Below are 12892 nucleotides of genomic sequence, written 5' to 3' on the forward strand. Positions count from 1 at the left end.
GCGGATGGTGGGGGATTTGAACCCCCGGGACGGGGTCGCCGCCCTCTGGTTTTCAAGACCAGTTCCTTCGGCCGCTCGGACAACCATCCAGACGAGGTTATAGTTTACTCAGATTCACACAGAAAACATAATCGTCTCGGCTATTGCTATGTTAGCCGAGGCCACACCTACGATCGTTGCTACACGGATGCAACTATCAGGGTAGGCGTGGCCGGCGGCTAAAACATGATCATCAGATGATCATGCGCCCTTCGCGGCGGGCTTCAGCCCACTCTTTGAAAAATCCACGAGCGATGGAATACATGACGGCGACCACTAGGACCGGCCACATGAGAACGTAGATGGTTAAACCAATAGTCATATCACTCTCCAAATTTCTGGGCGGATGTGCTTTCTAATTTGCCCATGGCTGCGGCACCGACTTGCGCTGATTCGTCTGTTTCTGTGTCGAAATCGCCGGTGATCTTCTTAATAATGGAATAATCGAAATCTTCTTTGGAACGGAAAGACATGAAGTAGCACACCAGGAAGCTCACTGCATAGGCAACAAGCGACCCGGTCAGCACAGTGTAGTCGCGTAGGAAATTGAAACCGAATGGTAGAACGGCGAGCATTCCTACGACGGCGATGACTATTGCGGGGCGCATACCAAAGAAACCAAAACCCATGATTCCTAAGATGACCCCGATTCCAATGATCGATAACAACTCGACGCCGTAACCCAAGACCCCATCAACGGGAATCCATTCGAAACGGACCGGCAAGAACACCGCTAGTGCCGCCAAAACGGCTGTTGTGAAGGCAGCATTGGTGATCTTCGGCCAGTAGAAAGAAGCGATCACCGGGAAAACTAAGCATCCCCACATTGCTCCGACGAAGACTAAAAGGTCCAGAATACTGAACCGCGCGGTCGCAAAGTAAAGTGCGGTGGCCGTGGCAACGATCATCGTCACTCGACCAATGAGCAACATGGTTTTCGGATCTGCCTTACCGCGTCCCTTACCCTGACCGTAAATATCGGCCATGACGATTGATGATAATGCAGACAGGTCTGAATCTGCCGTCGAAGACAGAGAGCCGATAATCATGATAAACGCCAGGCACAATAGGATTGGCCCCAAATAGGTGCCTGCCATCTGAGGGATCAAGCTGTTGAGATCTCCGTCGAGCGGCTCGATCCCTACATAAAGTGCGATCACCCCAAACATACCGATGCCGATGATCGTTGCACCGTAGCCGATGGTTGCGGTGACAAAGGTTGGTTTTATGAGGTCTTCCCGAACAGCAAATAAACGCTGAGCGATTGTTTGATTTCCGATGGCATACGCCAGAACTGCCGCAATATACGGGGCGCCTTGGTTCATAAAGGCATCAGATGACAAGAAACTTTGTTGTTGTGCAGTGACATTCCCTGCGGCCACACCGGCCTCAAACATACTAGGACCGCCGGCAGCGAAGAAAACAATCGGAATAATGATCGCCGCTGCTCCCAACATGGCCATTACCTGAGCAAAGTCGGTGAGCACTGATGCCCGGAAGCCCGACCATAAGGTGTAGAGTAGGACGCCGGCTGCCACGACTACAATGCCGGTGCCAAAGTTCAGGGGCGTCAAAATCGCAAAGAGTGCGCCACCGGCAATGAAATTCGAAGTGAGTGAAATCGTTGAGCCCAGAACATTTGAACCGGCGAGCATCAGCTGTGATGCGCGACCATGCCGAGCGTACATGACCTCGGCCAGCGTGTGGGCTTTCGGCGCTACTTGGCGGATGCGCTTTCCGAAGGGATAGATGAAAAGAATCATCAGCGCACCCCACAACCCATAATGGATAGGGCCGGAGACGCCATAGTTATAGCCGGCCTCTGCTGAGGCATACATCGATGATGCCCAAATCCAGGTGGCTGTCATGGAAGCCGCAGAGACACCGAAACCGATGTTATTTCCTGCGGTCATATAGTCGTCAGCATTCTCTTTCCTACGGCTGATGAGATACGACATCAGCAGGGTTCCACCGTAGAAGAGAACGATCAGCAACACTACAACAGGAATAGATATTTGGAGTAATTCTTGGCCTTGCGATGCAGGCGGCACGTCATTCCTTTCCTTCGAATGTCCAATAGGGGCGCAAATGATGCCCAATGGCCCGACAACTGGGTTCGTTTTCCACGCAAAAAAGACGCACTACGATCTGCCTCTTGGAGGCTATGGCGCCCATAGGGTGGACACACATTTCAGGCTATGTCGGGGTCGCTCACACAGGATTTCGACTGGCAGCACAGGCCCGTATGGTTTCGGCGCGCGCCTAGTCAAATCAACTTTTTGTGAGTTCCAACGTTTCAGCTGAACGACAACCATCTTTACACAAACTCTGGTGAATAGCGACTTTTCGCTCATTTCGTCGACTGGTGCGTATCGTATGTCGTTGAAAAAGTGGAGTAGCAAAAACGGTTGCTTGAATGTCAACAAAAGACATCGGGCAAGTAGTGTCCGCCTGGGTGCTGTGAGCTATAAGAACACCTGGTAAAAGCATGATTATTGTTCGCTATGGTGCTTGTTGAAGCACCAATAGCCTGTCTCGTGGAGCATCGATATAACCTTTTTGAGGTGGCGTTCAAGCACTGACGAAACCTGATGGCAGGCTTCTAGCACCACGCACAATATGTGAAAGCAGAGTCATCCTGTTGGTAACGGCTTGGAACGGACGTTTGATTATGACTGCTTGTGAAAGACTCAATATCGAAGATTTTCCGCTGATGATATAGAAATGAAACATGTCGCTACCGTCGAAAATGCAAGTCGTCCGATTCGTCCCGAAAGCAGGAAATACGAAAGCCACCAAACAACATCCTGCTGAGATCCGACTGGAAACTGCTGGTGTGCCAAATCTCGGTACCCATGAGGTATTGATTCAGGTGCACGCAGCTGGCATTAATAATGCCGATCTCTTACAACGCAGTGGGGGATATAACGTGCCCGAAGGTGCCAGTGATGTCCCAGGATTAGAGGTGGCGGGGACTATTGCTGCTGTCGGGCACGATGTTCAGACATGGAATATCGGCGATCGCGTTGGTGCCCTGCTAGCAGGTGGTGGATATGCCGAATATGTAGCTGTTGATGCCCGACAAGTCGTGCCAGCCCCGGATCAGCTTGAGCTTTTTGAAACAGCAGGCATCATCGAAACAACTGCGACCGTATGGTTCAACGTGTTTATGACAGGACAGTTCCAACCCGGTGATTGGGTCTTGATCCACGGTGGGGCCGGTGGGATTGGCACAATGGCGACTCAGATGGTGAAAGCGATGGGTGGTAAGCCAATTGCGACGGCTGGTTCGGATGAGAAAGTTGCCTACACAGAATTTTTGGGTGCCCAGGGCATTAACTATCGAACTGAAAATTTTGTGGACCGCATCGAAGAACTCACCGAGGGCCACGGTGTGGACATTATTCTCGACATTATTGGTGGACAATATGCAGACGACAATATGCGCGCGCTGGCACACCGGGGTCGATGGGTTGTGATTGGCAGCCAGGGCGGCATCAAAGGTGAACTCAACTTTTTGCGTCTGATGGCAAAACAGGCCGTGTTGACAGGCAACCTATTGAGACCGCGAACAGCAGCTGAAAAAGGCGAGATTCTCAAGGGTGTGGTCGAATATATTTGGCCATTATTTACCGACGGAACCATCGATCCGCTCATTGCCCAAACCTTCCCGTTAGCCCAGACAGCTGCGGCCTATGAACGATTTAGCGAATCGGATCGGGTAGGGAAAATTGTGTTGACAATGTGAGACACTAAAAGATGATGAGACCCCGTCCATTTGCACGCCGTCGTGAGGCAAAAACCTTAGATAAGGAGCTTGGCACCCAGTTGTGGCGCCAAGCTCATGACCGTTTCGCGCGATCCCTGGATCGATACTGGCAAATTATCGACCCTGAGCGACCCGGCGACCTCACGCGGGAAGAACTCAACGGACTGATGAATGCCGGCAACATCCTGACCGAGGCCCTGGCCACGGTGCGCACCGTTTGCATGTTGGCTCGACGACGCTACGGCGAACATGAGTTTGATGTCCCCGCCGGGGCTAATGATGTTCATCGGTACTTGTCTCGGGCCGCCAACGATCTGGCAGCTACTGCGCAAGCCGCAGCGATGTATAAGCGTGGCCAAGCCGGCATTGCTACAGTTGGACGGCGCGCTGAAAAAGTTCTCGAGTCCGTTCGGGCAGCCGCTGAGCTGACTCACCACGACGGGTGAGTATCAGCACCCCTGCCCTGTGCGGCATCAGCCTGACGCGGCTACAGTAAAGCCATGGCTTCTGAACATGAAGGTCCTATTCAGCCGGCGCCGGAACGTGCCACCGCAGATAGTGGAATCCACTGGGACTCGATCATCCGCAACACTGCTTTAATTATCGTGCTGTTGGTCCTGTTGTGGTTGGCTTTCAACGTTCGACTGCCCTCTGCCGATTCGCTACAGCAGATGATCGCCTCTTGGGGATGGGCAGCCTGGTTAGTATTTATTGGAACATATGCTTTGGTGGCCCTCACCCCCATCCCGGTGACGGTTATGGCTGTCACCGGTGGCCTATTATTTGGCACGCTGGAAGGAAGCGTCCTGTCGATGATCGGCGTTTTTATTGGGTGCTGGGGCGCATATTGGATCGCCCGAGGGCTAGGACGACACACCACCGCACGACTACTGGGATCGCACTACCGCACTGCGGAGCGCCATCTGAACCGTGCCGGCTTCCAAGCCGTGGTGATGCTACGACTGTTGCCCGGATTCCCATATTGGCCGGTGAACTACGGCAGCGGAGCATTTGGTGTGAGCCAGCGCGATTTCCTATTGGCAAGTGCGCTTGCGATCATTCCCGGCCAGGTCTCACTGGTGGCCATTGGTAGTTTCATTTCCAACCCCGGTGTAGCAAACGGCGTCGTCGTTGGTATCGGCTGGGCGGTTGTGCTGGTCATGACGTGGTGGGCGTATCGTCGGTGGAGGCTGCTCAAAGATCAGGCACCGAAACCGTGAAGCAAAGTTGTTGGAATATCGCTGTGCCTATGCTGAGAGAAGATCCAGAATAAAAACTTGCAGCGTGTGCAATATTTTGTTTAGTCTTGAAACCTATGACAGAGCATGCACAGGGATTAGGGCGTCGGGAACAGAAAAAACGTGAAACTCGTCGCGCTATCCGGGATGCAGCATTAGACCTCGCACTGGAAAATGGTCTCGAAAATCTTACGGTTGAGGCTATTGCACAAGCCGCAGGGGTTTCGCCACGAACCGTTTTCAACTACTTTGACTCCAAAGAAGATGCTTTGGTCACGCAAGCCGCCGAAGGCGCAGACGAGGTCTGCAAGCTACTATTGGAGCGCCCCAGTCAAGAGCCACCTCTTGAAGCGTTTCGCCATGCTGTTATACATAGCGACTATTTCGGTGCGGATCCGGTGAATCGTGAACGGGTGCTGGCTCGGCAGCGGCTCACTCAGAATCATCCGTCACTGATGGCACATCACCTCGGCAAGATTGCCATGGTCGAGCGCATGTTTGCTGACGCGCTCGCCGAACGCCTGGGCCTGGATGCTCAAGACGATATCGCACCGCAATTACTGGCCGCCGTGGCAATGAGCGCGATACGCGTGGCGGTACGCCAGTGGGTTTGCAAAGATGAGCTGCCACTATATGACTTATTCGAGACGACGTTTAAACAATTAGAACACCTTGGACTTGTGACGCAACATCCCCAGCCAGCCGACTGATGGTGGGCAGATAAGTAACGATACGACATCGCAAGATTCTAAGGAGAAGGATCCTCTATTGGCTAGTGAAATCACCGGATCTATTCCGACCGTGGAAGCAAGATATAACAAGGCGCAGTACGAACAGACCAAGCTCAAAGCTGACGACTCGCGCCGCCGCAAACCGGTGAACCGAAATGTTGTTCTGGCCACGTTGGTGTCCGGGGCATTCGTCGTGATCCTCAACCAGACACTGATGAACACGGCGCTGCCGGCGCTGATGGCAGACTTCGGCATCACCGCAAATTCGGCACAGTGGGTTACTACGATGTTCATGCTGGTCAACGGGATCATGATTCCGGTGACCGCTTTTTTGATTCAGAAGTTCACCACACGAGGCCTGTTCTTTGCCGCCATGGGGCTGTTTACCTTGGGCACACTATTAGCCATGCTGTCACCGACCTATCCGGTCTTATTAGCTGGACGGTTTATTCAGGCAGCCGGTGGTGGCATTATCATGCCACTGATGCAAACGATCTTGTTTGCTATCTTTCCGATGGATAAACGTGGCCAAGCAATGGGGACATTCGGGCTGGTCATTTCCTTTGCGCCGGCCATTGGACCCAGCATGTCGGGTTGGATTGTTGAGCACTTTCCTTGGCAGATGCTTTTTGCGATCATGCTGCCCATAGCAATCATTGACATGATCATTGCCTACTTTATTCTCAATAATGTTACTGAACCAACGAACCCGCGGCTCGATATTTTGTCTATCGTGTTGTCTACCTTTGCCTTTGGCGGGATGCTCTTGGGATTCGGCAACGCAGGAAATACCGGGTGGGGAAGCGTTGAAGTTCTGGCCCCGCTAGTGATCGGGTTCATCAGCCTCGGTTTGTTCATTTGGCGTCAGCTCACGCTGTCGCAGCCCATGTTGGATGTGCGGATCCTGAAAAATCCAATGTTCACACTGAACACGCTTTTGGGTATGGCAGTGTTCATTGCCATGATCGGCGGAATGATTATCCTGCCGCTCTACATGCAGAATATGGCCGGGTTCACCGCAACTGAATCTGGGCTCATGCTGCTTCCCGGGGCAGTCATCATGGGTTTGATGTCCCCGTTGACCGGTAGAGTCTTCGACCGTTTTGGGGCCAAATGGTTAGCCGTAGCAGGTTTCGGGTTACTTGCTGGTTCAACGCTGATGTTCACCGGGCTGACCCAGGAAACTTCATTTGCTTATCTGGCAATATTCAACGCAATTCGAATGTTTGGTACAGCCATGGTCATCATGCCTGTCACAACTGCTGCACTGAATCAGTTACCGCAGCGGATGATCCCACACGGAACAGCGCTAAACAACACGATGCGTCAGGTAGCGGCCTCGGTGGGAACCGCTGTGCTGGTAACCGTGATGACGGAAACCGCGCTCGACCCTGCGGTTCACGGCAATGAAGGCCTCATTCAGGGTGTCAACATTTCCTTCCTCGTGGCGGGTAGCATCGCCACGATCGGATTCATCGGGGCGTTCTTTATTCGTGGTTCTCGCCCCGTGCCAAAAAACGCTCCTGAGGGCGCCACGAGGGACTCTGCCGACTCGTAATAGCGAGATAGCAAAATAAAAACCCCGGAACCCACAAAATCGTTGGGGCTCCGGGGTGGTTACCTCTTCAAGGGACCAGAGCCGACTACCGGATTTGAACCGGTGACCTGCTCTTTACGAGGGAGCTGCTCTACCAGCTGAGCTAAGTCGGCGCGGACGCCGTTGATAGAACGTCCGATAAGCGATCATAGCTAGTTTTGGTGCCATTGGTCAAAATACGCCAAACGTTACTGGCACACGAGACCGTCTTCTGGCAGCTCGTCGTCCAAGATATACCCATCAATAGCTTGGGTGATGCACTCATTGGTAGGGGAGTAGGCGCCGTGTCCTTCACCCTCAACAGTGATGTGGATACTGTTGTCGAGTTCCTCAGCCAACTGGCGTGAGAAATGGATCGGGGTAGCTGGGTCGGAGGTCAAATTTGTGACCACGATTGGGTCAGAGCCTTCAGCCACGGTGTCCCCAATTGGCTCCACTGGTTCAACAGGCCAACCGTTGCACCCGGTCGAGAACGACATGGCGGGACCGAAGATGGGCGCGTTTTGGGCGAGTTCCTCGGCTTCGGCAGTTGCTTGCTCAAGGGTCTTTTCGGCAGCTGTATAGTCCAAACAGTTGATGGCATTGAATGCGTCCATGTTGTTGTTATATTCGCCGGTGGGTTCTCGACCGTGGTAGGCGTCAGCGAAGAATAGAAACAACGGTTGGTAATCGGAATTTGCGTAATCGTTGTTGATCGCCTGTTCAAAAGCCTCCGCTAGTAGTGGCCAGCTGTCACTGGAATACAACGGGGTGACAATCCCGAAAAACAGATCTGACGCCGGTTGTGTGCGGCCATCAGGATACTGCAAGGGTTCTTCTTCGACCTGTTCAATGAAGTCTTTCACTGCCTCCAGGACCGAATCGGCGTCGCCCGGCTGACCTACATTGCATTCGGTGCTGTCAGCACACCAGGCAGCCCACTGGTGTAAGGATTGTTCGAAACCCTCCGACTGGGCCTTGGTGACTTCAAAGGTTTCGGCACTGGGGGCTAACACCGAGTCCAGAACAAACTTGCCGACTTGCTCAGGAAATAACTCCGCGTACGTGGCCCCCAGCTTGGTGCCATATGAGATGCCAAAGTAGTCCAGCTTCGGTAACTCCAGCGCAGCCCGGATGACATCCATATCTTTGGCCGCTGATACGGTGTCTGCGTGCTTGACGATGTCGCCGGAGCGCTCCAAGCACTGATCGCCAAGTTCACGAGTCAGCTCAATGGATTCCTCCCAACCCTCCGGTGTCGAGGAATCGTGCGGGGATTCACGAGATTCATCGAATTCCTCACCGGTCATGCACTCCACCGGATGTGAGGCGCCCACACCGCGTGGGTCAAAACCAATTGCTGAAATATTTTCCGACAGTCGCTTCGACAGCATCAGGTCGACTTGTTGTTGGACGAACGAAATCCCGGAAGAACCAGGACCGCCCGGATTGAACAGCACCGGCTGCTGGTCGGCGGTATCGGCTGCCCGCGTCAGATGAATCTGGATGGTGTCAGTTGTTGGATTGTCATAATCCAGCGGAACATCCACCGTGCCGCACTCAAAATCATCAACATCCTGACAGGCATCCCAGGTCACCGTCTGGTCATAGAATCCCGCCAGTTCCTCCGAGACAGTATCTGGCATGCCCGCTGCGGGATCTGCGGCGTCGTCACTAGCGCAGCCGGAGGCCACCAGAGCGACAATCGCGCCCAGGGCGGCTAGGGTTCGAGTGGTTTTGGACACGGAGCTTCCTTTGCGTGGTTATAACGGGGCGTGGCGGCGGGTACGTGGAATAAACGCTAACAGCATAGCCTCCAGTGCTAACAGAGGCGGCACATTGCCGGCCAGACGGCGACGCGCCTGGGTAATGGCTTCAAGAGCATTCAGGCAGTGCTCAGCGGTGACTGTTTGGGCGTATTCGACGACTTTGGTGCGCAAATGTTCATTAATCAGTGCGGTCTGGGGTGAGACGTGAACCAAGAGCAGATCCCGGTACATGCCGGACAGGTCGATCATCGCCCGGTCCAAGGCATCATGGATGGCGCGTCGGTTGCGGGCCGTCTGATTGTCCTCCATGCGACGAATGTGCACTCGCAGCTTGGGCGGGATGGTTTCGTCTTCGCTCAACCCTAATGAGCGCAGCAGGCTTGCGCGTTCTGCGGCATTGCGGTCCGACGACGATGCTTCAGCCTCAGCCTGAACGAGTTTGTGCAGGTTTTCGGCTGCCTCCACCGCGGCCGAGGCCGAACGGATGGTCAACGGCAGGTGCACAATCATGTCTCTGCGCTCCCGGGCATCGGGGGAGCGGGCCAACCAGCGGGCCACCCCGACATGGGATTGTGAAGCCCGGGCACAGACTTGTGCCAGTTGCGGGTCAATGCCATCGCGTTCGGTGAGCAATTGGGCAACATCTTCAACGGCAGGAATAACCAGATTAATGTGCCGGGTGCGAGACCGGATGGTCACCAGCACGTCGGCCGGGGAGGGCGCCGAGAGCATCCACATGGTGCGTTCGGGTGGTTCTTCAATAGCCTTGAGTAAGACGTTGGTGGCACGCTCGGTCATGCGATCGGCGTCTTCAATAATGATGATGCGCCAGCGTCCGGTCGATGGTCGGTCGTGGGCGGTGGCAACAAGATCGCGAACGTCTTCGATCGCGTAGGACACTTTTTCGGTGGTCACAATATTGACATCTGCGTGGGTGCCGGCAGCAATCGTCACGCAGGCCTGACACTGCCCACAGCCACGAGCAGCAGGGTCTGACTGTTCACACTGCAGTGTTTGGGCAAAGGCCCGAGCAGCCACCGTGCGCCCAGAACCGGGTGGCCCGGTGAATAACCACGCGTGAGTGGGAGCCATGATCGTCTGAGGAGCGGTGAGTTGTTCGATCACCGCGTGCTGACCGGCCAGGGACTGCCATACCGGATTGCTCATGCGCTACACACTCCGTATTTAGTCGACAGATGCGTGACGATCTGACGGGTAATGGCCTCGGGTGGTTGAGCAGCATCCACAACGAAATGACGTTCCGGGGCGGCTTGTACCTGGGTTAAAAATGAAGCACGCACCGCATCCTGGAAACCCTCGGGGGCTGATTCCATTCGATCGGTCAGCTCGGCGCGTTCTGCCCGACGACGACCCGCCACTGTTTCGTCAAGATCTAACACGACCGTGACATCCGGGGTGAGCCCCTCGGTGGCATAGGCATTAATATCGACGATCGTTGCTGGGCTGAGCCCACGACCCGCGCTTTGATAGGCAATGGACGAGCCAACAAACCGGTCTGAGATCACGATCTGACCGGCAGCTAGGGCCGGAGCAATGGTTTTGTCGATATGGTCGGCACGCGCAGCCGCAAAGATCAAAGCCTCGGTGATGGGGTTCATCTCGTGGGCAGGATCCAGCACGAGGCTGCGCAATTTTTCCGCCACCACAGAGCCGCCGGGCTCACGTGTCACCACCACGTCGTGCCCTGCGGCACGTAATGTTGTAGAAACAGCATCCACCTGGGTGGACTTCCCCGTCCCATCGGCGCCTTCAAACACCACAAATAGACCCGTCACGACACAACCTTTCAAAATCTGACCCTCTCTAGCCTAATACCCCGCCGCACAGTCGCTAGACTAGGGCCATGGATTTATTGCGCATGGTGTTGATGATCGAATATGGTCTCCAAGCCGGTTTGGCTCTTGTCGGCGCCGGTATGGTGATTTGGGCAATGTTCGATGCGGTCCGTCGACCCGCTTCGTCATTTGAAAACCACTCCAAACAAACCAAATCCACCTGGCTACTTATTCTGGGTGCGGCACTGATCTTCGGGCTCGGTTCCGCGTCGCTGACCATTTTGTATGGCGGCCGGATGGGACTATTCGGTTTAGCCTCGATTGTGGCAGCTGGCGTGTACCTGGCCGGGCCGAAGCGTGAATTCCAAATGTGGTCCTATTAAACGAGGTAAACTCATCGCCATGGCTACAACATCGAAACTGGTCTTACTGCGTCACGGACAATCCACTTGGAATGAACTCAATCAATTTACCGGTTGGGTCGATGTTCCGCTGACCGATCGAGGCCGCACAGAAGCAGCTCGCGCCGGTGAGCTCCTCAAAGAACAACATATTTTGCCCGACGTCGTCTACACCTCACTACTGCGTCGCGCCATCACCACCGCCAATCTGGCCCTGGAAGCCGCAGATCGTCAGTGGATTCCGGCCCAGCGCAGCTGGCGTCTCAACGAGCGCCACTATGGTGCGCTCCAGGGGATGAACAAAGCCGAGGTTCGCGAAGAACACGGTGAAGAAAAGTTCATGGAATGGCGGCGTTCCTACGACACCCCACCACCTGCCTTGGCTGATGACCACAAGTACTCCCAATTTGGTGACGAGCGCTATGTGCACCTGGGCGAGGACCTGCCACGCACTGAATGTCTCAAAGACGTTGTCACCCGTCTGCTGCCATACTGGTACGACAACATTGTCCCGCAACTGGAACAGGGTAAAACCGTACTCATTGTTGCCCACGGCAATTCGCTGCGCGCACTGGTCAAACATCTCGAAGGTATTTCCGATGACGACATTGCCCAGCTGAACCTGCCAACCGGTGTACCGTTCATGTATGAACTCAACGACACGATGAAACCTGTAGCCGAAGCTCGGTTCCTGGACCCAGCAGCAGCCGCCGCAGGCGCTGCAGCCGTCGCTGCCCAAGGCAAATAACATGCATCGTAGCGTGAATGGCCCCGCATGATACTTGTCGTCGACAATCTCGGGTTCACCACCAATATTTTGACCCACCAGCTCGGGGCGGTACATATGGTACCTGCCGCCGAGCTGGTGGCGTTAAACCTCACCGACTTTAGCCACGTCGTCATTGCACACGGCACCCAGATCCCGGATTTATCCGGGCTACTCGACCTCCCCGACCTGCCCGTACTGGCCATTGGTTCCGGCTATCAACAGCTCGCCGCAGCGTACGGACACGACAGCCTAGCCCCCGCCCAGCCCGTCTATGGCGAACCAATAACTCATCAACACACCCGAACCGGAATCCTGGCAGGTCTTGACAGCCCGGTTGAACTCATCAGCTATCACGCCTGGCGACTCACCGCCATGGACCCAGGGAGCTTTGACCTCCACGCATTTGACGACGCCGGCAACGCGTTGATCTACCGGGTCGCAGGAACGTACCACTGGGGTATGCATTGCGATCCGGCCGCACTCCAATCCAGTGCCGGAACACGAATTCTTGAAAATTTCCTAGCACTGGCACCAACACCAATAACCGCGACTGCACCGCAAGCCACTACGCGCCGGCAGACAGCCCAACGCCATCCGGTATTTAGTAGGACATTGACGGGCCAGTTAGATACCGAAGCCACCTTTCGCAGGCTGCAACGCGATGCCACGGCCGCATTCTGGTTGGACTCAGCCGCAGCACATCTGGGACAGGGCGACACGTCCATTATGGGAACCAATACTGGTGCCCTAGCCCAAACCGTGCGGTGGGATGTTGCCACAAACCAGCTAGACATTCAGCAAGCC

General features: G+C 54.8%; 13 protein-coding genes and 2 tRNA genes. 8 read left to right on the forward strand and 7 right to left on the reverse strand.

Annotation, left to right across the window (positions count from 1 at the left end; all coding sequences use genetic code 11):
* Position 1: 1 nt before the first annotated feature.
* The 3 genes from K8V32_RS00540 to K8V32_RS00550 all read right to left on the reverse strand — a co-directional run bounded on the left by K8V32_RS00540 (position 2) and on the right by K8V32_RS00550 (position 2090).
* A tRNA-Ser gene (locus K8V32_RS00540) sits at positions 2–89 on the reverse strand.
* Positions 90–232: 143 nt separating this feature from the next.
* Positions 233–361 (reverse strand): putative transporter small subunit, encoded by a 129-nt coding sequence (locus K8V32_RS00545; RefSeq protein ID WP_303901278.1) that lies wholly within the window; start codon positions 359–361, stop codon positions 233–235.
* A 1-nt stretch (position 362) separates the two neighbouring features.
* Complete coding sequence (locus K8V32_RS00550; RefSeq protein ID WP_369681019.1) at positions 363–2090, reverse strand: sodium:solute symporter family protein; 1728 nt, start codon at positions 2088–2090, stop codon at positions 363–365.
* Between the two features lie 680 nt (positions 2091–2770).
* On the opposite strand from K8V32_RS00550, the gene K8V32_RS00555 reads away from it, so the two are divergent.
* The 5 genes from K8V32_RS00555 to K8V32_RS00575 all read left to right on the forward strand — a co-directional run bounded on the left by K8V32_RS00555 (position 2771) and on the right by K8V32_RS00575 (position 7335).
* Positions 2771–3787, forward strand: coding sequence for an NAD(P)H-quinone oxidoreductase (locus K8V32_RS00555; RefSeq protein ID WP_303901280.1), 1017 nt, complete (start codon positions 2771–2773; stop codon positions 3785–3787).
* Between the two features lie 11 nt (positions 3788–3798).
* Positions 3799–4254, forward strand: a complete 456-nt coding sequence (locus tag K8V32_RS00560) for a hypothetical protein (protein ID WP_303901282.1) — start codon at positions 3799–3801, stop codon at positions 4252–4254.
* Positions 4255–4308: 54 nt separating this feature from the next.
* Positions 4309–5028 (forward strand): TVP38/TMEM64 family protein, encoded by a 720-nt coding sequence (locus K8V32_RS00565; RefSeq protein WP_303901284.1) that lies wholly within the window; start codon positions 4309–4311, stop codon positions 5026–5028.
* 95 nt (positions 5029–5123) lie between these two features.
* Positions 5124–5756 (forward strand): TetR/AcrR family transcriptional regulator, encoded by a 633-nt coding sequence (locus K8V32_RS00570; RefSeq protein WP_303901286.1) that lies wholly within the window; start codon positions 5124–5126, stop codon positions 5754–5756.
* Between the two features lie 58 nt (positions 5757–5814).
* Positions 5815–7335 (forward strand): MDR family MFS transporter, encoded by a 1521-nt coding sequence (locus tag K8V32_RS00575; RefSeq protein WP_303901288.1) that lies wholly within the window; start codon positions 5815–5817, stop codon positions 7333–7335.
* 79 nt (positions 7336–7414) lie between these two features.
* Here K8V32_RS00575 and K8V32_RS00580 read toward each other — a convergent pair.
* The 4 genes from K8V32_RS00580 to tmk all read right to left on the reverse strand — a co-directional run bounded on the left by K8V32_RS00580 (position 7415) and on the right by tmk (position 10918).
* Positions 7415–7487 (reverse strand) — tRNA-Thr (locus K8V32_RS00580).
* A 75-nt stretch (positions 7488–7562) separates the two neighbouring features.
* On the reverse strand, positions 7563–9098 hold the full coding sequence (locus tag K8V32_RS00585) for an alpha/beta hydrolase (RefSeq protein ID WP_303901290.1): 1536 nt from the start codon (positions 9096–9098) through the stop codon (positions 7563–7565).
* 18 nt (positions 9099–9116) lie between these two features.
* Positions 9117–10289 carry a DNA polymerase III subunit delta' gene (locus K8V32_RS00590; protein WP_303901292.1) on the reverse strand — a complete coding sequence of 391 codons (1173 nt, stop codon included), beginning with the start codon at positions 10287–10289 and terminating at the stop codon, positions 9117–9119.
* A complete protein-coding gene (gene tmk / locus K8V32_RS00595; RefSeq protein ID WP_303901294.1) occupies positions 10286–10918 on the reverse strand; it encodes a dTMP kinase in 633 nt (210 codons plus the stop codon). The genes K8V32_RS00590 and tmk overlap by 4 nt, the downstream gene beginning before the upstream one ends.
* A gap of 68 nt (positions 10919–10986) precedes the next feature.
* On the opposite strand from tmk, the gene K8V32_RS00600 reads away from it, so the two are divergent.
* From K8V32_RS00600 to K8V32_RS00610, 3 genes are all read left to right on the forward strand, one after another.
* Positions 10987–11301, forward strand: coding sequence for a DUF2516 family protein (locus tag K8V32_RS00600; RefSeq protein WP_043056694.1), 315 nt, complete (start codon positions 10987–10989; stop codon positions 11299–11301).
* A 19-nt stretch (positions 11302–11320) separates the two neighbouring features.
* Positions 11321–12067 carry a phosphoglyceromutase gene (locus tag K8V32_RS00605; protein ID WP_303901298.1) on the forward strand — a complete coding sequence of 249 codons (747 nt, stop codon included), beginning with the start codon at positions 11321–11323 and terminating at the stop codon, positions 12065–12067.
* Positions 12068–12094: 27 nt separating this feature from the next.
* Positions 12095–12892: type 1 glutamine amidotransferase family protein (locus tag K8V32_RS00610; protein ID WP_303901300.1), on the forward strand; the 798-nt coding region annotated here is incomplete at its 3' end.

The organism is Enteractinococcus helveticum, assembly GCF_020742345.1.
Classification (GTDB): Bacteria; Actinomycetota; Actinomycetes; order Actinomycetales; family Micrococcaceae; genus Yaniella; species Yaniella helvetica_A.